This is a genomic window from Moraxella cuniculi, assembly GCF_900637105.1.
Lineage (GTDB): Bacteria > Pseudomonadota > Gammaproteobacteria > Pseudomonadales > Moraxellaceae > Moraxella > Moraxella cuniculi.
In genome coordinates, this window is the sequence record NZ_LR134343.1 from 1,866,662 (window position 1) to 1,890,226 (window position 23,565).

21 protein-coding genes are annotated in these 23,565 nt (G+C 43.8%); 6 read left to right on the forward strand and 15 right to left on the reverse strand.

The genetic code is table 11. The features are described 5' to 3' along the window. Positions 1-31: 31 nt before the first annotated feature. Entirely contained in the window at positions 32-1,243 is a 1,212-nt protein-coding gene (locus tag EL162_RS08430; protein ID WP_126331407.1) for an NADH:flavin oxidoreductase/NADH oxidase family protein, read from the reverse strand. A gap of 1,393 nt (positions 1,244-2,636) precedes the next feature. Between EL162_RS08430 and EL162_RS08435 the strand changes: the two genes are divergently transcribed. Further along, complete coding sequence (locus EL162_RS08435) at positions 2,637-3,119, forward strand: hypothetical protein (protein WP_126331408.1); 483 nt, start codon at positions 2,637-2,639, stop codon at positions 3,117-3,119. A gap of 36 nt (positions 3,120-3,155) precedes the next feature. Then, entirely contained in the window at positions 3,156-3,710 is a 555-nt protein-coding gene (locus tag EL162_RS08440; RefSeq protein WP_126331409.1) for a DUF6630 family protein, read from the forward strand. A gap of 145 nt (positions 3,711-3,855) precedes the next feature. On the opposite strand, the gene EL162_RS08445 is transcribed toward EL162_RS08440, so the two are convergent. The 3 genes from EL162_RS08445 to EL162_RS08455 form a co-directional block, all read right to left on the reverse strand. Further along, positions 3,856-4,857, reverse strand: a complete 1,002-nt coding sequence (locus tag EL162_RS08445) for an NADP-dependent oxidoreductase (RefSeq protein ID WP_126331722.1) — start codon at positions 4,855-4,857, stop codon at positions 3,856-3,858. 788 nt (positions 4,858-5,645) lie between these two features. Beyond that, positions 5,646-6,107 (reverse strand): DMT family transporter, encoded by a 462-nt coding sequence (locus tag EL162_RS08450; protein WP_076556220.1) that lies wholly within the window; start codon positions 6,105-6,107, stop codon positions 5,646-5,648. A gap of 537 nt (positions 6,108-6,644) precedes the next feature. Beyond that, complete coding sequence (locus EL162_RS08455; protein WP_076556218.1) at positions 6,645-6,974, reverse strand: ArsR/SmtB family transcription factor; 330 nt, start codon at positions 6,972-6,974, stop codon at positions 6,645-6,647. A gap of 276 nt (positions 6,975-7,250) precedes the next feature. Here EL162_RS08455 and EL162_RS08460 point away from each other — a divergent pair, with 276 nt between their 5' ends. The 4 genes from EL162_RS08460 (at position 7,251) to EL162_RS08475 (ending at position 10,915) form a co-directional block, all read left to right on the forward strand. Then, entirely contained in the window at positions 7,251-7,724 is a 474-nt protein-coding gene (locus EL162_RS08460; protein ID WP_126331410.1) for a YiiD C-terminal domain-containing protein, read from the forward strand. Between the two features lie 173 nt (positions 7,725-7,897). Beyond that, a complete protein-coding gene (locus EL162_RS08465; RefSeq protein WP_126331411.1) occupies positions 7,898-8,329 on the forward strand; it encodes an organic hydroperoxide resistance protein in 432 nt (143 codons plus the stop codon). Between the two features lie 265 nt (positions 8,330-8,594). Then, complete coding sequence (locus tag EL162_RS08470) at positions 8,595-10,130, forward strand: methyltransferase regulatory domain-containing protein (RefSeq protein ID WP_126331412.1); 1,536 nt, start codon at positions 8,595-8,597, stop codon at positions 10,128-10,130. Positions 10,131-10,153: 23 nt separating this feature from the next. Then, positions 10,154-10,915, forward strand: coding sequence for a BUD32 family EKC/KEOPS complex subunit (locus tag EL162_RS08475; protein ID WP_126331413.1), 762 nt, complete (start codon positions 10,154-10,156; stop codon positions 10,913-10,915). A gap of 50 nt (positions 10,916-10,965) precedes the next feature. On the opposite strand, the gene EL162_RS08480 is transcribed toward EL162_RS08475, so the two are convergent. From EL162_RS08480 to EL162_RS08530, 11 genes are all read right to left on the reverse strand, one after another. Then, the gene (locus EL162_RS08480; protein WP_126331414.1) at positions 10,966-15,111 is read right to left on the reverse strand and encodes an exodeoxyribonuclease V subunit gamma; all 4,146 of its coding nucleotides are present in this window, start codon (positions 15,109-15,111) and stop codon (positions 10,966-10,968) included. Positions 15,112-15,235: 124 nt separating this feature from the next. Next, a complete protein-coding gene (lptB, locus tag EL162_RS08485; protein WP_126331415.1) occupies positions 15,236-15,961 on the reverse strand; it encodes an LPS export ABC transporter ATP-binding protein in 726 nt (241 codons plus the stop codon). 9 nt (positions 15,962-15,970) lie between these two features. Further along, the gene (lptA, locus tag EL162_RS08490; RefSeq protein ID WP_076555723.1) at positions 15,971-16,498 is read right to left on the reverse strand and encodes a lipopolysaccharide transport periplasmic protein LptA; all 528 of its coding nucleotides are present in this window, start codon (positions 16,496-16,498) and stop codon (positions 15,971-15,973) included. 51 nt (positions 16,499-16,549) lie between these two features. Beyond that, positions 16,550-17,125, reverse strand: coding sequence for an LPS export ABC transporter periplasmic protein LptC (gene lptC / locus EL162_RS08495; RefSeq protein ID WP_076555722.1), 576 nt, complete (start codon positions 17,123-17,125; stop codon positions 16,550-16,552). A 26-nt stretch (positions 17,126-17,151) separates the two neighbouring features. After that, positions 17,152-17,676, reverse strand: coding sequence for a KdsC family phosphatase (locus tag EL162_RS08500; RefSeq protein WP_126331416.1), 525 nt, complete (start codon positions 17,674-17,676; stop codon positions 17,152-17,154). 317 nt (positions 17,677-17,993) lie between these two features. After that, on the reverse strand, positions 17,994-18,968 hold the full coding sequence (locus EL162_RS08505) for a KpsF/GutQ family sugar-phosphate isomerase (protein WP_126331417.1): 975 nt from the start codon (positions 18,966-18,968) through the stop codon (positions 17,994-17,996). Positions 18,969-19,221: 253 nt separating this feature from the next. Next, on the reverse strand, positions 19,222-19,857 hold the full coding sequence (gene hfq, locus EL162_RS08510) for an RNA chaperone Hfq (protein ID WP_126331418.1): 636 nt from the start codon (positions 19,855-19,857) through the stop codon (positions 19,222-19,224). Positions 19,858-19,902: 45 nt separating this feature from the next. Continuing rightward, complete coding sequence (gene miaA / locus EL162_RS08515; protein WP_126331419.1) at positions 19,903-21,021, reverse strand: tRNA (adenosine(37)-N6)-dimethylallyltransferase MiaA; 1,119 nt, start codon at positions 21,019-21,021, stop codon at positions 19,903-19,905. Continuing rightward, complete coding sequence (gene tsaE, locus EL162_RS08520) at positions 21,021-21,473, reverse strand: tRNA (adenosine(37)-N6)-threonylcarbamoyltransferase complex ATPase subunit type 1 TsaE (protein WP_126331420.1); 453 nt, start codon at positions 21,471-21,473, stop codon at positions 21,021-21,023. The genes miaA and tsaE overlap by 1 nt, the downstream gene beginning before the upstream one ends. Beyond that, positions 21,470-22,069 carry a 6-pyruvoyl trahydropterin synthase family protein gene (locus tag EL162_RS08525; RefSeq protein ID WP_126331421.1) on the reverse strand — a complete coding sequence of 200 codons (600 nt, stop codon included), beginning with the start codon at positions 22,067-22,069 and terminating at the stop codon, positions 21,470-21,472. Before EL162_RS08525 ends, tsaE begins: the two co-directional genes overlap by 4 nt. 127 nt (positions 22,070-22,196) lie before the next feature. After that, on the reverse strand, positions 22,197-23,447 hold the full coding sequence (locus tag EL162_RS08530) for a saccharopine dehydrogenase family protein (RefSeq protein ID WP_126331422.1): 1,251 nt from the start codon (positions 23,445-23,447) through the stop codon (positions 22,197-22,199). Positions 23,448-23,565: the final 118 nt, after the last annotated feature.

Here is a 23,565-nt window from a genome sequence, read left to right on the forward strand (position 1 = left end):
CTGCCCATTGTCCGACTGGGCAGCGGTAGGTTTAGCTTCGCCCTGTTGATAGCCCTGCCTTGCCGTTTGTCCAGAGTGCTTTGGCAAGCACCCGCCACGGCGAGAGCTTGGGATTGGGTTTTTGACCTCGTCCAATCAATGCCATTTGTGCCATATACCAGTCCATCTCAAGCACTGCACCGACTTTATTATCAACAAAACCAACGCCTGTTTTGATGCGGTTCGTGGTGATGGTCTGATAACTGTTGTTTTTGATTTGATTGGGCAAATCAGGCATCAGGGCAAACGGGCGTGCCATGCCAACAAAGTCTAAATGCCCACTTTGCAGTGCTTCATTCATGACATGGGTTGAGCGAAAACCGCCTGTAATAATCAGCGGAGCAGTGCAGACAGCACGGGCTTTTTCGGCATAATCAAGGAAAAAAGCCTCGCGTTTTTTGGTGCTTTCTTTGGCAGTGAGCATTTCTGGACTTTCGTAATTACCGCCCGAAATTTCAATAAAATCAATGCCAAGCTCTGCCATTTTTTGCACCACTTGAATGCTGTCTTGCTCATCAAAACCGCCTTTTTGAAAATCGGCAGAATTTAATTTCACCCCCACCAAAAATCCAGACGGCACAGCAGCACGGATTGCCTGATACACCGCCACCAAAAACCGCATACGATTTTCAAGGCTGCCACCCCATTTGTCGCTACGGCGATTGTGGTGCGGTGAGAGAAACTGGCTGATTAAATAGCCATGTGCTGCATGAATCTGCACGCCACTAAAACCAGCCTTGGCGGCGATTTTGGCAGTGTCGGCAAAATTTTGTATCAAAGTCTCAATCTCATGCTCTGCCAACTCTCGCGGCGGATTGATAAAACCGTCCATGCCCTTCAAAGCAACGGCACTGGGAGCGACTGGCGTGGCATTCACCACTTTTGGCGACTGCTTACCTGCATGATTAATCTGCATAATCAGCAAAGTATCATTTTGCGTCCCTGCCTTCGCCCATGATTTGAGCATATCCATGCTTCGCTCATCGGTCAGCACCACATCGGCCAAAGAACCCTTGCCGTTCTCAGCAACCATCACATTGCCCGTTACCAACACACCTGCACCGCCCTTTGCCCATGCATCGTACAGATTGACCAGCGTCTGTGTTGGCTGGCTTGACTGTGCCAACTGCTCCTCCATTGCGGATTTAAAAAAGCGGTTTTTGGCGATTTGACCAGTTGCAAAACCAAATGGTTGGAATAGCATAATAGCTCCTTAAAGTTTATAAGTTTAAATATTTAAACCTATTATAATAAAAAAATCAGCCTTGTCAAGCAAAATTATCAGGCTGCCCTACTTTTTTATGGCCCAGCGGTACAAAATCCACAACCATCGCCAAATCGCCAAATCGCCAAATTTATGCTTGGATTATATTTGCAGAAATAAAATTGCCAAAGTCTCTAAAGTTCTGCGGCTTATTTTTCTAATTTTTTCAATCCTTTTTCTAGAATTAAAATTTAAACACCTTCGCTCCCCTTTCGTGGGATTTCTAGCAACCAGAGATTTTTTTAAATAATTCAACTCCTTCAATGGTTTAATTTGATTGTTTGATAGCCAAATCAAGTTGTATATTCCCAGCTTCATTAAATGGCATTAATCTGTCAATAAATTATTATCTATACGCAAATAAGCACCTTAGCAGTAGCAATCTTAACCAGTTTTCATTCTCTGAAACTTTAGCATATTCGGAAAAATTATGTCTTTAGCAGAGATAAAGCAGTGGATACTTGTGTTGCTAGAAAAAGAATAAGACATTAGTACCCCAATTCTTCCGCCCTATCAATTAAATAATTGTCAAAATCGAACGATTGGTTGAAATAATCTTTATCGTTATTATTTTCTGTAGCCCCAAGCAAAAACCTGAATACAATACCATCAATATTATTATCGTATATGATACCAAATAGCTTATCATTTAAATCCCACGCCAGATCATTTAACTCATCTAGATTGACTTGGCTATCTTTTGCAATTCTTTTAAATGAAGAAATTGTTTTTCATGGATATTTAATTCATCATCGCATCTGTCTAAATAATCATATAGTTCTTTTATTTCAGCTCTCATTTTAAAGTTACTCCTAGTTGTTCAGATACATATTGACAAGCTAGACAGGGTTTTTTAGGTGTTTGATACTAGTATTTTTTGTAGAAAGGGGTGTAAATCTTTCATTGGAGTTATGCCACTCACTCCAGTTATGTGCGGAGAAATTCGTTGGGGCATCAATGGGGCTGCCTTCAAATTTATTTTTTACACACCATCAATCAAATCATAGTTGATGCAATTTCCCAAAATTGGGTCATAGTATCCAAATCGGTTATATGCCAGCCTGCTTTCTTCATCTAGCCACTGTCCAGCAAACAGTATTTTGGGGTCAAGCGGACCGGTTTTCGGTAGTCATTCGGGAAGCATAATCCCCAAAGCGTCAGTTTTTCTTTTCGCCAAACCGTTCTGCCCCAAGCTAAAATATTTCACACTTATCGCCAGCACAGACTATCAAAATAATACCATTCCAGCTAAAATATACCCCATCTCTCGCCAAATGCCATTTTGGCTGGGTTTAGCACCAAAAATAAATTAAAAATCCATCGGAACAATAAGATGACTGTGCCGTTTATCCTTGTGGATCTAATTATCATCGCCATGATGATTTATACGCTATTTAAAATATTCAAAGGCAAAGAGATTTTTACCACAGAAGTCAAACCACAAACTTTGGAATTTATGATTGAAAAATCAGGATTTTATGCCCTTTGGATACACGCCAAATTACTCAAATTAAACCCTGCCCGAGCGTATCCTGCCACGATTTTAAATCAAGACAAACAGCCGCTCCTTCGCTTTCCGATTACTGGCTATGTTGCCAAGAATAGTTTTGCAGAGGGCAGGCAGATTTATCGCATCTGGTATCTAAAAGCTGGGCGGTATTATTTGCATATCGAGCACAAAGCACCCAAATTTTTTAAGCCCAGCGAGCAGCCAAATGCACGCTATCAACTCAAAGAAACCATGCCACTGCTGGTGCCGATGGGAGTTATACTGCTTGTGGTGCTTGCCAATATCATTATCCAGCAGCTAAGTTAAATTAACCAACTATCAATAAATCAATAAGGAAACAATATGGGCTGGCTTGCTCAATTATTCGGCAAAAAAATCAACAAACCCAAGCAATCGCTCAAAGAAATTTATCTGCAATTTGCCCAAATCATCAGCGATAATGATGACGCCGTCTTGGACAAAGTCCGAAGCCTATTTGAACAAACGCCGATATTTTTGGCGACACATCAGCACTGCTATGACGAACGAGGCATAAACCCCGAGCAAATATCGCAAGAGGCGTTGTATTGGATTAGTTTTGCTGATATTTTGATTACCCATCATTATGCTGCCGAATTTGACTGGAAAGAAGAGCTGGTAGATTTTGAGTATTTTTTGCAAAATTTACAAGGATTTAAATCATTTCCTACGATTGATTTTCCTGTGCTGGATGCAAGCGGAGCGGTTCACTTGTGGATAGAGCAAATCAATGCCCATTGGCAAAACCAACCGCTTGTGTTGATGCAGCAGGATATTGACAGTGATAGCCACATTGTTTTTCCGATAAAAAAAGAGTATATGGCTTTTTTAAAAACAACAAGCGAACAAATAGGGCAGAAATTTGCCGAGACAATATAAAAACGGCTGCTTTTAGCCCATGCCACAACTTTGGCAACATCAGCAAACCTGCTTTGGCTAAAAGCACCGTTTTTTAATACCACTTAACAATCAAGAGCTGTTTTATTTGATAAATTGGCTTTCAGGCAGCCTAAAAGCACCCTGCTCAATTCCGCATCGCAACCACAATCTTGCCTCGCGTCCGCCCTGTTTGCAATTTGGCAAATGCCGCAGCAATCTCATCAAAAGCATAAACTTCTTGGGTTTGTGGCGTGATATGCCCCTTTTCAACCAACTGGGCAATCTTGGCAAGCTGACCGCCGCTTGCTTTCATAAATAAAAATTGATAATCCACCTGTTTTTGACGACAGGCACGGCGGACTTTGTAGCTAAGCAGCCACATCACCCCCTGCAGCAGCTTGTTCAATCCTGCCTGCTTGGCATATTCTGGCGTTGGCGGCCCTGAAATAGAAATCAGGCAGCCGCCTTGTTTTAGCACCTGTAGCGAATCAAGCAGCGTTTTTTCGTCCAGACTGTTTAGTACAACATCATAATCCTGCAAAACATCGGCAAAATGCTGCTTTTTATAATCAATCACCACATCAGCACCCAAGTTTTTGACAAAATCTACATTGGCAGTGCTGGTCGTGGTCGCAACAATCGCCCCCAAATGTTTGGCAAGAGCGATGGCAACCGAACCCACACCGCCTGCCCCTGCATGAATCAGCACCTTTTGCCCTGCCTGAATCTTGGCAATCTCCACCAATGCCTGCCACGCTGTCAAAGCCACAAGCGGCAACCCTGCAGCATCAGTCATTGAAACATTGGCAGGTTTTTTGGCAGCATCATCTTGGCAAATGGCGATTTTTTCGGCAAATGCCCCTATCCTGCCATCGCGTGGACGGGCAAAAACTTCATCACCCACTTGAAAATCACGAACATTGCTCCCCACTGCCACAACCGTCCCTGCTACATCATGCCCCAAAATCAGCGGAAATTGATATGGCACCAACAGCTTCAACTCGCCACTTTTAATGCGTAAATCTAAATGGTTCAGCCCTGCGGCAGCAACCTGCACCAACACATCATCATCACCGACCATCGGCTCGGCAACCTCGGCCAAAGTCGCAGGTGTTTTTTGATAACGGTTAATAAAATATGCCTTCATCGCCCTGTACTCCAAATAATTATCAAGTTTAAAAACATCAATTTTTGTCAATGACCATCATCAGGAAAATCAAACATACTACCATGCCCACCTGCCAAATAATACCGTCAAATCAGCAGCCTTATTTGACTGACAGAGTGGGTGTTTGCCAATTACCGCACAAACTTGGCAGCGTCTTTACAGTCTTTGAGACTTTATCCAAGCCAAACAGCCTTAGACTTTTCAGGGTTAAGTGGCGTGTGTCCGCCTTTTAAGCTGGCAACAATCACTTGCAATCCTCATTGCCGTGCCTACCCATATAAAGATCGGCTCTGAGCTACAGCCCTGTTTGGTGGGCTGGGTTTGGTGGCAATCCTGATAACAACTGCCAATAAATGAGCCATATTGACATTTTTATGGTTATAAGTTTAAAAATTTAAACTTATTATAAGACATTATTGGCAAAAATCAAGAAATTTAGCAAATCAATGTCAAAAATCAACTTATCTACCAAGGGTAAAACCTTGTTTTTATTTTTGATTCGGTTCCGCCAATCTTTTGTTTTAAAAATCAAGAACTTGACCAAATTATCAGCAATAATCACATGCCAAGACAATTACATCTTTAAACCAAATAATTTGAGCATAATGGCGGATATGAAAGAAATTTACACGATAAGGCAGTTTAGATTTATCTTATTTTGCCAAATCATTTGGCAGGAATATTGATTGGGTTATATCAGATAGTACAATCATCTGTTGTGAATAAAATTGATTTAAAAGCCAAGTTACATACCGTGCCAAATCAATTTAGTTGCCACGGCTTTCGGCATAAATCATTACCAAGCCACCAGCAAACACCAGTCCCAAGCCGCACAGTTTGAGCCAGTTCACCTTTTGCACAGGCAAACCAAACCAGCCAGTTGTGGCAAGCAGTGTAGAAAACAGCATCTGCCCCAAAAACACCCACAGCAAGGTGTTGGCGGCACCGATTTTTGGGGCGGCGATAAACATAAACAGAATATAAAAACTGCCCAAAAACCCCGTCAGCCACATCCACCACTGAGCATATTGCACTTGTGGTGGTTTGATACCACCGCTAAACACCAGCGACAGCACCAGTGATGCTATCGCCCCACCTACATACAGATAAAAAGTGGCTTGCAACTGGCTGGCGTGCGTGCTTTGACGAAATGCATTCACCATCGCCAGCTGCAACGGAATAATCAGTCCGCCCAAGATGCTAAACGCAATATAGGGAAGTGGGTTCATGATAATTCTTTTTTAATTCCAGTCCAAAATAAATTTAGATTTGTCAATAATTCATCAAATTCTTGTTGAAATTTGCTTTGTTTTTTATCAGTATCGATAAATTGCCAAATTGTTTGATTTAGGTCTTCGGCATGCCTAGCCCCTGTACCATCTAAGTGAATTTCATAAAAATCAGCAATATCATGTCATTGTGATGGCGAAAATACACCCTTTGACTGACTCTTGCCTTGATAAAGCAATTCCAGCTGTGGTAAAGCGTGTATTTCTTGAGCTAGTGCAGCCCTAACATTACATACACATCTTGCTGAAATAATTTTTCTGCACCAGATTTCAAGCTCATTGTGCTTGACAATCCTTTTGAAAAAACCAAATCTTTTTGGTATAGACCATGAGCATATACACAAGATGATTTGTTGAACAAAAAAGCATGTGAACTTTCTTTGCTCACTCCTTCATTAAGAATAACAAAGAATACATTAACACGCAAGCAGAAAAATCATAAATACATTTGCAACTCTTTAACTTAACCACTCTAAGTTAAATTATCTCGTTCTCCGCCAAATCAGGGCAATGCTCTGCCATCAGAGCAACCAACTGCTCCAGTCGCTCAATCGGCTCGTGCATGGCAATGGCATAAAACCGCTCCTTGCCAACCTGCTCAACCGACACCGTCCCCGCCTGCAACATGAGCTTTAGATGGTGCGAAACCGCAGGACGCGACAGATGCAGCCGCTCGGTCAATCCACCAACATTCATCGCACCGTTTTGCAGCAACAGGTACAAAATCTTGTGGCGGTTTTCATCTGCCAGTACCGTAAAAATCGGAATGCAGTCTTTTAGCAATTGCAAAGTTTGTTGATGGCTCATTGTGTTTATATATTTAAAAATTTAAACCAATTATAAAGAAATTTTGGCAAAAATCAAGCATTTTTATGATTAAGATAACTTTTATTAATTAAAAATTAAACCATTTCAAATTAATGCCAAAATAACCAAAATTTTATCCATCAAATATCCAGCACAAGGTAGCTTGCTCGTTGCTGATGGTCAAATTTTTTACTATAATGATTTTATAATTCTTATCAATCAGAATATCGCACAGGGATTTTTGTTTTATAAAATAAAAATCAATAAGGGCAATCAATGCAAAATCTGACACAATTGCAGTACTGGCTGTATGAACATATCCCCGCCTGTCAGGCACTGGGATTGGTGCTACAGCAGGCAGAAGCTGGCAAAGTAACTTTGTCGGCAGATTTTGCCATTAATCGCAATCACCATGGTACGATTTTTGGCGGCAGTCAATCACTCATGGCAACTGCGTGTGCATGGCTTGCTGTGCATACGCAATTTACACAAGCACAGGGCAATATTGTCATTCGCCAAAGCCACATTCGCTATCTTGCTCCAGCAAACGACAAGATTGTTGCTTCGTGCCAGATTTTACCAGAACAAAAACACGCCTGCCAAACCATGCTTGACAAAAAAGACAAAGGCAAAATCACCGTCCTATGCCAGCTATCATGCCACAAGCAAACTGTGGCAGTATTTGAGGGCGAATTTGTCATCAATACCGCAAGAAGTTCAAGTGATAAGTACAACCACGACAGTAAATGACACACTTTAATATCTTATAAAAACCCAAAAACTTAGAGAATCAGGCAAGAGTTTTGGATAAATAAGATACCAGTTGTTAGACAAACTTGCTAAAATGGTTTTGGATTTTTGGCATGGTGTCAGAATTTGTGGATGATTCACCCTGATGTTTTATTTTATTTGATGGAGTTTTTATGAAAATTTTTTATCACACAAGTGCAACAGCAACAGGCGGTCGTGATGGACATACCCAAGTTGATGATGGTTCAATGGGTTTTGATTTGGTTGGTTTTCAAAATGACAGTGGAAAAGTTGGCACAAATCCAGAACAGCTTTTTGCGATGGGCTATGCAGCGTGCTTTGACAGTGCGATGAATCATGTTGCTCCAACCTTAGGTATTAAACCTAGTAAATCTAGTACTACTGTGAGTGTTGGTATTGGGCAAAAACCAGACGGTGCGTTTGGTCTTGATTTGGATATTACCATCACGGTGGAAGGATTGAGCGAAGATGAAGCAAAAACCTTAATCAAAAAAGCCCACGAAGTTTGTCCATATTCCAACGCCACCCGTGGCAATGTGGAAGTACGTTTGCATGTTAAGGTGGTGAGTTCGTTTGATTTGTAAGTTTTTATAAAAATACAATTATTTAATAATTAACCAATGTGCATAAATATAGCACAAATGCAAAGCCATGGGCAGCATGATTAATCCCTGCTATTTGCAGCTTGAAAAGTCGGGTAGCTAATATCCGACTTTATTTCTTGCAGCACACAATCGGTCGAATGTTTGCGATATCAAGCACGGTCATGCCACACAGTCAAAAATTGCAAAACTTCATTAAATCAGCTATTATAATCATTTTATACGATAGTTTTATAAGAGAAATTTTATGACATCATGGTCTGAAGGTTATGTCAGCGACATCAATTATACCTATGGTTATTATAGCGAGCTAAATCCACAGAATCTCACCGTGCCTTTTTTGATGGCGGGTATTGCCCCACCAAAAATTCGCCATGCTTGCGAGCTAGGATTTGGTCAGGGATTATCAATCAATATCCACAGTGCAGGCAGTGATATTAATTGGCATGGGACAGATTTTAACCCAGACCAAGCACTATTTGCCCAACATCTCTCAGCACAAGCCAACACAACGCACAAAACGCAGCTATACGATCAAAGTTTTGCTCAATTTTGTTCGCGTGAAGACTTGCCAGAGTTTGATTATATCGGACTGCATGGCATTTGGTCGTGGATTTCTGATGACAATCGCCGCATTATTGTTGATTTTATTCGCCGCAAATTGCGAGTCGGTGGCGTACTATATATCAGCTACAACACTCTGCCTGGCTGGTCTGGATTATCGCCCTTGCGTCATTTATTCGTTGAGCATGATTTAAAAAATTCATCAAATGCCAACACCAGACAGATTAACACTCAGCAAGCCATCAACCAAACCCAAGCTGTGCTACAACTTAGCGACCGCTTGATTCGCCAAACGCCAGAGCTATTAAACAGAGCCAATGATTTGACAAGCAAAAATATGAACTATCTGGCACATGAGTATCTCAACCGTGATTGGCAGCCCATGTATTACTCGCAGGTTGAAGATTGGCTGGCTGATGCCAAAATGAGCTATGCCTGCTCTGCTTATTATTTGGACGATTATGATGATTGCCTATTTAATAATGAACAAAAAGAGTATTTAAATAGCATTAACAATAAATCGCTCAAACAAACCACCAAAGACTATCTGCTCAACCGACAATTTCGCCGCGACTACTGGGTAAAAGGCAGCTATCAGCTCAATTCGGCAGAATATCTACAAGCGTGGGAAGAGCTGTCTGTGATACTCATCAAAAATCCAGATGAGCTAAATGCGTCCATCACCCATTATCGCAACATCACCATTATGGATGAATTGTTCTTGCCTTTGGTTGATATTGTTAAAGATGGCAAAATTCACTCTGTCAAAAAACTTATTGAACAATTGGCAGGCAAACTAAGCAAGCAGCAAGTCATCAGCCTGTTGGCATTGTTGATTGGCAAAAATGACATCGCCCTTGCTCAAGACAAAGAGCAAATCAAAGCAAGTCTGCCACATTGTCAAAAACTCAACCTGCACCTAGTGAACCGTGCCAAAACCAGCGGTGAGATTTACCATCTTGCCAGCCCTGTAACAACCTCTGGCATTGGTTTAACTCGTATTGAACAATTGTTTGTGCTGGCACATTATAATAAAGTTGCCAAAGATGGCTGGGCTGATTTTGTTTGGCAAATCCTAAAAGCCGACAACCAAACACTCATCAAAGACAATCAGCCACTCTCTGGTGATGAAGACAATCTGGCAGAGCTGCAATCTTTGGCAGAAAAGTTCATCAAAACCCAAATGCCGATTCTCAAGCGATTGCAAATCATTGATTAACCAATCCGCCAGCAAGGTGAATTATGAATCATGCACAGCTACTGGCAGAGCTTGTCGCCACGCAACAAGGGGCGATTGCTCGCCATCAACTGCCCGACCAATCATATGTCTGGATAAGGCGAGCCAGTCGTCGCCATTCTATACATAAATACCGCCTGCTGGGGTTTTTTAGTCGCTTGCTTGGCTTGCCATTATTAAGCCCTGTACAAAATTTTGGGGGTACAGCTGCCATCGCAACAGAAGTGCATCGCTTGACCCAGTTGCGTCAGGCTGGTGTTTATGTGCCTGTGCTACTTGCCTGTCAAGATGATGCGTTGATGATGAGTGATTTGCAAAGCGACACGCTTGAGCATAAAATTTGGCAAGCCAATGCCGATGAGGCGGTACGATGGTTTGAGCAAGGCATTCAAGCCATTACTTTAGTGCATGAGCGTGGTCAGTACCTAAGCCAAGCCTTTGCCCGCAACATCATCGCAGGCGAGCAGATTGGCTTTATTGATTTTGAGGATGACCCCATCAAGGTGCTAAGCCTTGCCCAATGCCAAGCACGAGACTGGCTGTGCTACCTACAAAGCACCGCCATTTTGTTAAACAACAAGGGCAGACTAAATCAAGCACGGCAAATCTGGCAAGCCACTGCAAACAGCCTACCTGCACAAATGCGTGATGAAATTTATCGCACCGTCATGCCGTTGCGTTGGATACGGCATTTTAATCACCGCAAGTTTGGTGGCGATACCGTAAAACTTGCCTCACTGGTCGTACTGCTGGATAAAAATGGCTAAATCCCAGCCATTATGACGGTGTACGCTAAAGTGCGGATTGCAAACATCCATCAATCAACCGCCGTCAGACAATCAACCAACGGCTGATATAAAATATCAGCAAGCTGCTCGGTATCTTGGATAACGGCCAGTGGATTGTTATCGCCGAGCAGTCGTTGCCATGCCTTTCCAAGATAACCATCAGCATAGCTATTTTCTAGCCATTGGCTGAAATTTTTACTGCTAAAATCCAGCTTCCCCTGCCTCTTAAGATCAACGATTGTCAGGGCGTTTGCAGGAGCAAGGGCGATCGGCAACTTATTGATAAGCAGTGCAGTAAGCAAATAAGCTGTTAATAATCGTTTGGCAACAAGGCTTGTTATTGGGCGAAACATCATTACAGATTTTTTGGCAAAACTCAGCCCTGTTAGCTCACTACCAACTTTGGTAAACTGCCAAATACTCGTCCCACGCCCTGCATGGACATCAGCCTCGCTGGTATTTCGCCAAACCTGCCACGCCAAATGCAGTAGCCAAAATTTCAAAAGCTGCGTTACTGTTGCTGTATTGGGCAACACTTGCAACCAAAGCTCTTCATTGCTTGCTGGCACTTGTGCCACAATATTAACGGACAAATCCGCCAAGTCCAGCAAAATGCTACGCTCATCAGTTTTGCTTATCAATAGCGAATACACAAAAGTACCGTCCGCTGCGGTTACGCCAGCTGGCAACGATGATTGTAACTGTGCCAAAGTTTCGTCATCTGCGTCTGTCAGCACTTGATAAAACTGCTCTGTCAATGCCAACAGCTGCTGTACTTGCTCATCAAGATTACTCAGACGATTTGCCCCTGCTGGCAATACATTGCCAAAATATAGCGAAAATATTCCTTTGGCAGCTGCCGTTTTCTGTGCCGTACCCCAATCCAACTGCTGACAATCTGGAGCTGCGTTCATATTCATCAGCTGCTGATGATAAGGTAGGCTTGCTGTTTTTGTATCAAACAACCCTGCCGCCATCGCTTCGCATAATGTCTGTTTTAGCCCAAAACCATCAAGAGTCGCCAGCACCAACGGCTCTTCGCCCTGCTCATCAAGTTGCTCATCAAAAACTGGTAATTTTTGTTCAAGATAACCGCTGGCAGGATTGCGTAAATTGCGATGCAGCTGCGTAATATTTATTGTCGTTGGCAGACTGATTTGCCAATCACGCAACAAATCATCAGCAGGCATAATATCGCCATCAAGCACCGCCGTCAGTACATCGGCAAGCAGTTGATATGTCTGCACATCAAGCAAAGTGATTGGTGATTTTTTGCCTGCTTGTGGCTCATCAAGCAAAGCTCGCACCTGCTGCCACAAAGGTGCTGGCGGCAACTGGTTGCGTTGTGCTTGTTTTAGCACGAGCTGCTTTTGGATAAAATCTGCCATCGGTTGCTCGCAATCATTATCATCAAGATGATAAAACAGCGAAACATCAAATGCTGTCGGTGCGTGCCAAGTCAGCAAATACGCCTCAATCAAACGAGGTAGACGCTCGCTAAGTTGCTGATATTCTGCCGCCGATTCATCAGCCAACGGCGAATCAGGCAATTGCCAATTAACATGATTTTTAAAGAATTCTAACAACTCTCCCACTGGCGAAGCTGGCAAAAGCTGCGTGCCATCACCAGCGACAGCGGTATAAAAAATTGCACAAGCATCACGACTGCACAGCAATGCGTCCAAAAATGCCCCATTGTCATCATCTTCATTAAACCTGTCGCCACGCCGCTTTAGCCCTGCACGCATCAAATCCATTCTCATGACACGATCTTGTCTTGGGAAGGCGGATAAATTCATCTCAAGCATCAGCGTTAGCCCAAACGGAATGCTACGCAATGCCCCAAAACGAGCAAAAGTAATCACGCCAGAATGCTCGGCACTGATGGCTTGGGTTGCGACCAAGTGGCGAATGCTTTCTAGAACAAACGCCAAAGACAGCTGAATTTGCTCTGAATTTTGCGAGGTATTTGGCAGATTATGATAGTATTTATTGGCACGGACGCTGGCAGCAATGCTGTTTTTTGCCTCAAAAATCGCACGCATTTGTGGCGTTTGTTGCCATTTGGCAAAATACGGCTCAATAACTTGCGTTTCGATTTTGTCCAGCCAATTTTCAATCAAATCAATCTGGTTGTAATCCTCTCGCAATTTATCAAACGCTGTGTAAATCGTGCAAAGCATCTCAACAATGCTCTGATCAGCCAAAGTAACACCTGCCAAAGGCAGACTGGCTTCGGCAAATTGCTGCTGCCATCTAAAGGGGTATAATAAGCTGTTTGGCTCTGTCTCCACGCTTGGCGTTATTAGCCCCAAAACAATCCTATCTAGTGCATAGGCAAAACTATAGCGATAGTCAGTGTCCGCCCCGTCAAGTGTTGCTGCAAGGTGCTTGGCATCAAAACCGCGAACAAAACCTGCTTGCTCAAGCAGCCAACAGGCACGGCTAACCTCATCAAAACTTAGCCCAAAGCTATCGTACACCGCTGGCATCATCAGCCACTGACAAAAATCCTCACGATAAAACCGCGAACCTGTCGCCCCCAGCAAGGAATAAAACCCTGTAATCGCCTCCATCAAATCATCAATTTCACGGTTGGTTGTTCCTGTGATTTTGGCAGGCAAAACCAACCCATCAAGACACACACCCTCACCAAATACCAAGCGAATCAAAGGCTCAGCAGCGGAAACATCAGGCAGATACACCACCACATCAGAAAGCTTTCGCTGACTGCCATCATCGTTTGGTTCATTAAGATAACGAGCAATCAAGGTGCGTGCGATTTCTAATTGGCGTTTTAGATTATGGCAAGCATGAATGCTTAAACTTGGCAAGCGTTCGGTAGCATCAGGCAGCTTCATCAGGCTTGGTGGCTTGGTTTTTTCTGCAAGGCTTTGTGTGAGTGTTGATAATACCGATTTGCCAAGCCAATCCTTCGCCCCTTGTTCATCAAGCATCAAAATATCAGCTTTTAATTGTTGTAGCAAGCCATCACCTGTCGGCGTGATAAAATCATCATGCCAATGCACCTGCCAGCTTTGTGGCATTTGTTCATGATGATAAAAATCATTAGGCACGCTGTCTTTTTCATAATAAAACTCACCACCTGACATATCGGCAAGCATGGCAAAAGTCTCTCGAGATTCTTTGCCAAGCCGAGAAAGCAGTGCATGCCCATGGTCTTTATAATAAATAAGCTCTGGCTTGATGATACGCTGCTTATCCAGCCACTGTTTATCAACAATGTCCGCCCAGAACATCTGCGAAGGGTTCAGGTGCAGTAAATGCACATCAATGTACACGGACAGTTGCTTTAAAAACTGCAACTCCACCACAGGAATTTGTTGTACGGTGAACAAATGTAGCGTACTTGGCAATAATTGATACGCCTCATAAGCCAGCTGGCTACCTCTCTTGCCAGCAAGCACCGCCCAAAATCTCTGCTCCAAATTCTCACGATAAGCATATACCGCAGCAAATAATTGTTGCCACAGATAGCCAAGCAGCTTTTCAAGATGTTGATATTGCTCCACCAGCCAATCGGGACTTGCCTCAGTATCATCATACTTGGCAGCAAATCTATCCTTATCGGCAAGCATTTGCTCCACACTGGTTGGCAGCGGTTTACCATGCGTCCAAGCGTGCAGCCATTCTGGACGATGAGTTAGATAGCGTACATACACCGCCGACAATTCCTCGCAGGCTTGCCAAAGGCGATGCTCGGGTATTTTTTGCTGTTTGTCATCATACAAACCGAGCAAAAATTCGCACAAAGGGTGATTGTCATCGGATAAAATTGCTGACAATTGCGTATCGGACAGTGCATTAATATGACCAAAAATTCGCCAACGCATGACCGAGCCTGACAAAACCGCCACTTCAGGTACTTTTAAGGCATCATGAGGGTGATGTTCGGCATCTGCCTGTAGCACTTTTTGGATTAACTGCCACTGATACTGACCCCAAAATTGTGCCACAAACAGCGTACTGATGCCAATTTTGTCCGCCACGGCACGCATAAGCCAATCGCCCAGCACCATTGAGGGAACAATGACGGTGAATTTGGCAAACACCAAATCGGCCAGCGTTTGCGTTTTTGCTGCATTTTGTCGGTATTGTTCTACCAAATGCTCAAGCAAAATGGCAGTATCATTTGATTGCGTAATGCGAAACATAATAGTCAGCTAAAATCATCTATGGCGGACAAATTGCCGTATTTTAGCAATTTGACCACAAAAAGGCATTTGGCACATGGTGATATAATCTGTCAGATGATACATTTGCCCAATCAAGCAATTGCTACACCACAAAGTCTTTGCCCAGATAGACCTTTCTGACCAATTCATTGGCCAAAATTTCATCTTTGTTACCTGCGGAGATAATTGTACCTTCAGAGACAATGTAGGCTTTTTGACAAATAGACAGCGTTTCACGCACATTATGGTCGGTAATCAGCACTCCAATGCCACGCATACGCAAAGATTCAATCACCTGCATAATATCGCCAACCGAAATCGGATCCACCCCTGCAAATGGCTCGTCAAGCAAAATAAACTTTGGATTTGATGCCAGACAGCGGGCAATCTCACAGCGGCGACGCTCACCCCCAGAGACGCTCATACCCAGCGAATGACGCACATGCTCAAGATGAAATTCCGCCATCAATTTCTCAAGCTCATTGAGTTGGGCTGCCTTGTCCAGCTCCTTACGAGTCTGCAAAATCGCCATGATATTTTGTTCGATGGTTAATTTGCGAAAAATTGATGCCTCTTGGGGCAGATAACCAATGCCCTGTGCAGCACGCTCATGCATGGCGTATTTCGAGATATCTTTGCCACCAAGCATAACCTGCCCTTTGTCCATCGGCACAAGCCCAATCACCATATAAAAACTGGTGGTCTTGCCTGCACCATTTGGCCCCAAAATCCCAACAACCTGCCCTTGTTCAATCTCAAACGAAACATCTTTTACCACCCAGCGTTGCCCATAACGCTTGCCAAGATGGTGCATTGATAAGGTTGTCATAGCAGCCCCTTAGCGTACGCCTCGCCGTGAGCCTGACTCACTGGGCGGAAAAACCAGCTCAACACGCTGACCACCCCCTGCATTGGCCTCAACATCTCCTGCTGATAGGCTGTAGCGAATAACATTACCCGAAAAACTTGAGCCAGCTTGAGTAAGTTTGGCGTTGCCTGTCAAAGTTACAATGCCCGTAACCGCATTATAGTCAATGCGATTGGCCTGACCTTTGGCAAGTCCTTTTTCTTGGGTGATGATTTGTTGCATGGTTGCAGGTCTGCCTGTTGCCACAGCTGAATTGATGCTGCGATTGGCAGTATTTAGATTGACCGTGAGGTTATCTGCGGCAATTTTTAGCGTGCCTTGCTCGATGGTTACATTGCCCGAATAAGTGGTAACACCTGTGCGTTCGCTGTAGGTGGCACGGTCTGCCAATAGGCGAATCGGTTGATTGGCATCAGATGGCAAGGCAGCTGCAATCAATGGCGTGATTGATAAAGTTAGCACCAATGCTGAATTTTTTAATAAATTTTTAATAAACATACCAAGTACTCAAACCTAAATTATCCAATAAAATAAACATCAACAATCAAGCTAAAATAACGGCTTATTTTGGCGTTTGGGTGCATTGAACAACACTTCAATTTTGTCAAATTCATAATCGCCAGTTTGTAAATTGGCACGAAATCCCGCTGCCTTAAACTTGTCCTCACCTTGCGTAACCACCAAAGGCTCTTGGCTTGATACCGTGCGAGATTTGGTATTGCCAAGCAATGCTGCACCCTCAATCACCATTTCAGGCTTGGTGGCTGTAGCAGCTCGCACCATGCGAAAGCCCTGCGACAGCGACAAATCACCCGTTGTCTGTGCCAAAGTGGCACGCTTGGCAGTGAGCGTGTATTTTTCACCTGCTGGCGGTTGCCAATGAATGCTTGCACCCAGCATTTCATCTTCGCCACTTGTGTTTTGTACCAGCGAATCAGCAGTGAGCGTGTATTCGGTTTCGCCAGTTTCTGGGTTGGTTTGTACAGCACTAATCTGCACAACTTCAGAGCTGGCAACAGGTGCTTGTGGCAAAGCAGGTTTTATCTCCACTTCCTCTTGATAAAAAAACCATGCTGCGACAGCCAATGCCATCACACCAAGCACGCTGAGAATTCGGATATTCATTACATCAAGCCATTCATTTGGTTATATTATTGAAATTTTTTAACAAAATCATCAAATTTATCTTGTGCCTGCAAAATCAGCTCACACACCTCTCGCACTGCACCCTGTCCGCCTGTTTTTTGGGTAACATAGTCTGCCACCGCTTGCGTTTGCATACAGCCATTGGCAACGCTGATGCCAAAACCTGCCTCACGCACCGCCTTTAAATCTGGCAAATCATCGCCCATATAGGCACACTCTGACAAATCCAAACCCAGTTGTGCCGCCAAATCCATCAAAGCGACAAACTTATCGTCTCTGCCCTGTATCACATGGGCAATGCCCAATTCTTTGGCACGCCGCTCAACCATCGCAGAACTCCGCCCTGTGATGATGGCAAGCACCACGCCTGCCTGCCTTACCGCCTGCAAACCCAGCCCATCTTGCACAAAAAACGCTTTGGTTTCCACGCCTTGTGCATCATAGATGATTTGCCCATCTGACAGCACGCCATCAACATCCATCGCAAACAGCTTGATATTTTTTGCCTTTTGTAAAATTTGCTCACTCATGTCATAACATCTTATCGCATTGATGAATTAACTTTAATTGATATTAAAGCTATTTATCATTATAAATTCATAAAACAGCCCATCATTTTCTTGGGCTTATCACGCCAACAACCAACATTATCCCACATCACAGAATGCACAATTGGGCAAAATTAATCGGTTTTTATTTATTGTTAATAAATAAATTCTTAAAATAGAGCTTGAATTTTGATAAAAAATCGCAAATTTTGAGTTGATTCATGTCAATAAACCAACTGCTTTTTGCAAGTTTATGGCAAAATTCCCAATCCGCCAACCATACCACAAAGTATGATTCATCAGCTCACACCTGCTTTTAACAAATCATGGATACTAATCACACCGACCAACTTATCCGCCTCCACCACCAATAATTGACTGATGGCATGCTGATTCATCAGCGTCAAAGCATCTGATGCACGCATTTGCCCATCAATGGTTTTTGGCATGGTGGTCATCAAATCAGCAATGGCAACGGTCAAATCTTGATTCTCGGCAAGTTTGCGTCGCAAATCACCATCGGTAAAAATGCCCAACACCCTATCAGATTCATCAACCACCACCGCCAAGCCCAATCGCCCATGCGTCATCACCAACAAAGTTTCATGCAGGCTTGTTTGCTTATGCACCACAGGCAAATTGTTGGTATGCATGACATCTTGTACTCGCGTCAATAGCTTACGCCCCAATGCACCAGCAGGGTGCGATAAGGCAAAATCATCACTGGTAAAGCCTCGTGCGTGCAACAAAACCACTGCCAAAGCATCGCCCAGTGCCAGTGTTGCTGTTGTGCTAGAAGTAGGTGCCAGACCCAATGGGCAAGCCTCTTCGGACAGACCAAGCGTCAAAGCAATATCGGCAGCCCTTGGCAACACGCCCCGTGTATCACGACTGATACTAATCATCGGAATGCCCAATTGCTTCACCACAGGCAACAGCATACGAATCTCGTCAGACTCGCCAGAGTTTGAGATGGCTATCAGCACATCGCCTGCCACCAACATACCCAAATCTCCATGCCCAGCCTCACCGGGGTGCATAAAAAACGCAGGCGTGCCTGTAGAGGCAAAAGTTGCGGCAATTTTGCGACCGATATGCCCCGATTTGCCCATGCCTGTTACCACCACACGCCCTTGGCATGCCAAAATCGTCTGGCAAGCTGCCACAAAACGCTCATCAAGCTGCTCAATCAACAAATCAAGTGCTCGCTGCTCTGTGTTAATGGCAGTAATGGCAGTCTGAATAAAATCAATTGTCTGTTTGGCAGTTGTCATACACGACCCAAATTGACCCAGCTATTTTTGCAAAGATAACATTAAATACCGCTATAATAGCATATTTTGCAATAAAATTTGCTGATTATTTGTGTCTTTTGTTATTTATCAAGGCTTTATCCTGACCATGCGGAGGTAGCCCGCCAAAAGCCCAGACGGCGACACAACAATGCCCACAAAATCCAAAGACACTGTGGGCATTTGTATCGTGCAAACCTTGGCAAAATCATCAAGGCAGAGGCATCAATCAGGCTTATTGTTCAAATTCATCGTCTTCGGCGAATTTGCCATCAGGTTTGCTATCAAAGCCTGTGCGGTTAAAGCTACGGTTATCGGAAGCGTCAAATGATTTGCCATCAAAGCCACGCTCCTCAAAGCCTGTGCGATCAAAACCCTGTCTGTCATAGCCCATACCGCCTCGCTCAAAGCCAGACTGATTCATGCCACCAATGGTTGATGATTGATAAGCTGACGATCTATCAAAGCCCTGTCTATCATAACCTGATTGTGGCGTGCGGGTAAATCCCCCTTGTGGACGCGTACCTGTAGCCTGATACGCCCCAGCTGCCGAACGCTCAAAACCAGTTTGTCTCTCAAAACCACCTTGATAACTGCCACTTGTCATCACACCCAAACCGCTTGCTTGATAGCCGCCTGTTTGCGGTGTTTGACCGCCTTCGGTGCGTGGATTGCGTGTTGGCACAACCGTTGAAATGGCGTGCTTATAAACCATTTGGCTAACTGTATTTTTTAACAAAATTACATATTGGTCAAATGACTCAATTTGTCCTTGTAGTTTAATGCCATTCACCAAAAAAATTGACACAGGAATACGATCTTTACGCAAGGCATTTAAGAAAGGATCTTGCAAGGTTTGTCCTTTTGACATAACGCTCTCCAGTTAAATAGCTCAGGCAATGCAAATGGTTCTACCCTAGTATTGCATGAATTGCTGTTGTACTTGTTGTATGCTATCAAATGACGCTATTGTTAAATTAGTTGTCGTCGCTTTGTCTATCAAGGCAAGTTGTCTTAGCCAAGTGTACTGGCGTTTTGCCAACTGCCTTGTTGCATATAATGCCTTATTTTTCATATCTTGACAAGCCACAGCCTCTGTGTTTGTTGTAGTTTTTTGCATTTTTTTGTCAAAATGGTGATTATTTGATATGTTTTGGGGCGAGATGGCAGATTGTTTGAGCAGATAATACGGCTGCAAGCCATGATGATTGACCACACATTCATGATGGATTGCCACCAAATAGTCCAAAACTTGGCGATAGCCCACCGCTCGCATTGCGGGCATTTCGGCGGTCAGATCTGGATAACTGATTAACAACTGCACCACTTCATCAACAAATCCCGCCGCCCACATCAACTGCAAACGCCGCTCGATTCGCTCATGCAGCCACGCTCTGTCTGGATTGACAATGATACCATACCACCGCCATTGCGGATTGTCGCTTAGGGCAATTTTTGGCAAAGTCTGCCAATAACTCATCGGTTGTGCTGTTTGTAAATGCACCTCAACCGCTCGTGTGATTCGCTGAGTATCGGTTATTTTTAGTTTTTGGCAAATTATCGGGTCGTGCTGCAAAAGGTATTCATACAAAGCAGCATTGCCCTGCTCATGCAGCCACTGTTGCACCTTTTGGCGAACCGACTGCACGGTTTGTGGTACGCTTGAAATACCATCAAGCAGTGCCATGTAGTACATCATCGTACCACCGACAAGCAGCGGTATTTTGCCTTTGGCATGAATTTGCCCGATCAACCGCTCAACATCGTGGACAAAATTTGCCACGCTATAGCTGTCAGTTGGTCGGATAATGTCCACCAGATGATGCGGAAATTCTCTCAACTCTTCAGCGGTTGGCTTGGCAGTGCCAATATTCATGCCCTGATAAATCAATGCACTGTCCACCGAAATTAACTCAAATCTGCCCGTCTGATACAGCTGGCACGCCAAATCAGTTTTGCCGCTGGCGGTTGGCGACATCAAGCACACCACGGCATTATCAGGCAGATTGTGATAAGTTGGTAATTGGCACAGCATCAAGCAAGCTCCAAGCCAACCAGCTCCACATAACGACTGTCATCATCACGGCGTGTCAGCTTGATTTGATAGTCAGGTGGTGGCAATACCGCATCAGCACGGCTTGCCCACTCAATGATAAGCAGAGCATTCTCTTCAGAAAAATATTCAAAAAACCCAATAAAATCAAGCTCTTCTGGGTCATTTAATCGGTAAAAATCAGCATGATAAATTGGCTTAATCACACCATTTTTGGTAAGCTGATAAGGCTCAACCAGTGTATAAGTCGGGCTTTTGACCGCACCATTATGCCCCATCGCTTGTAGCCAATAGCGAGTCAAAGTGGTCTTGCCCGCCCCCAAATCGCCAGACAACCACACACTGCCTGTTAGATTTAATGCTGCCAATTTTTTTGCCAAAATTTGCGTATCTGCCTCAGTTGCCAAAATCATCTGACTGGTTATTAGACTCATGATACATCAACCTGCAAAGCCACTTTGGGATTGATGAATTTTTCGCCATTGATGAGTTTGTTATACATCAATGGATCATGCCACTCGGCACGCACTTCATCACTAAATTCAAAATCCGCCAAGTTTAATTTGCCCATTTGCTCATTTTGCACATCTTCAATAAAACACTGGGCATAACCCGTTGCCGTCTCATGCACAATCACCGAATACACCATCACATCACTTTCACCATTTTGCATTTGGGTTTGTTGCAAAATCGCATCAGCCCAGAAAAATATCACCCTGCTAAATTGCTCTGCTGAGGGTGATACTGGCATTGCCACCCATCTGGCACTAAAGTTTTTGCACGCTGCGATATACTCTGGATCGTCTTTTTGCCAAAAGGTAATGGCATGATCAAAACTATCAATAATGTCCTTGATTGCACTTTTTAATAAGCCAAAATCATACACCATCTGCCCATGGTCGAGTCGATTTGCCTGCAAAATTAGCTCAACTTGGTAGCTATGTCCATGAATTGAATATTTGCAGCGATTTGATGAACAATTACGCACAATGTGTGCATTTTCAAACTTGAATAATTTGCGGATTCGCATAAGTTGCCTTTTAATAATCAGTCAATTTTATTATTATATCACAGTGCATCTTGGCGTGTACAAAGCATCTAAGGCTCAATCAAAAACGCACCGAAAGTCTCGATGCGTTTTCTTAATCGTAAAAATCTTAGGCAAACTGCAACAATCTATCGCCGTCAGCATCACGGATACGAGTTGGCAAGCCCATTTGGTTTAGCAGATTGATAAATGGCTTTGCGTCCAATTCCTCAACATTAACCATCGTGCCGACATTCCACTGCTCTGTCGCAATCAACAAAGCAGCAGCAACAGGTGGCACGCCTGCTGTGTAAGAAATGCCCTGACTGCCAACCTCTGCATAAGCCTCTTGGTGATCGGCGATATTATAAATAAAAATCTCTTGCTCCTTGCCGTCTTTTGTGCCTTTTACTTTGTTGCCAATGCAGGTCTTGCCTGTATAATTGGCGGCCAAACTTGAAGGGTCTGGCAATACCGCTTTAACAACTTTTAATGGCACAACTTCCAAGCCCTCTGCTGTTGTAACAGGCTGCTCGGATAACAGGCCTAGATTTTTTAGTACGCCAAAAACATTCATATAATGCTCACCAAAACCCATCCAAAAACGGATATTTGGCACATTGAGGTTTTTGTGCAATGAATGCAGCTCATCATGACCGCTCAAGTAGCTGTTTTGTACACCAACGACAGGCAGGTCATCTGTGCGTTTGACCTCAAACATTTGGTTGGTTTGCCACGCATTATTTTGCCAAGAATATACCACGCCAGTGAATTCACGAAAATTAATCTCAGGGTCAAAATTGGTGGCAAAATATTTGCCATGACTGCCTGCATTAATGTCAATAATATCGATATCAGTTACACTGTCTGTATCAAAATACTCAACACCAAGCCGTGCATACGCATTGACCACACCGGGGTCAAAGCCCACGCCCAAAATTGCCGTTACGCCTGCGTCCTTAAAGGCATCTCTTTTTTGCCATTCGTAATTTTCATACCATGGTGGTGTTTCGCAAATTTTGCGTGGATTTTCATAAATTGCCGTATCCAAATAATGCGTCTTGGTTGCAATACACGCATCCATGACACTCATATTAACAAAAGGCGAACCAACATTGATGACAATATCTGCATCAATCTTGGTAATCAACGCCGCCACTGCCTGAGTATCTAGTGCATCTACAGCATGCGTATGCAATACCGCCGCACGCTTAAAACTGCCCTTGTCAGCAACGCTTTGGGCAATCGCCTCGCACTTTGATAGCGTGCGTGAGGCAATGTGAATCTCACCAAAAATATCGTTCGCCATCGCACATTTGTGTGCAACAACTTGAGCAACGCCGCCTGCACCGATAATGAGTACATTTTTTGGCTGTGTCATAAATCCTCCTTCGTGTCCCAACCAGACCAATCAACTGCGTGCATGAATTAAAAAGGAAGACTTCAGAAAAATTCATGCACCCAAATTTATACCCTTTGGCAAACCAATCATGATAGCG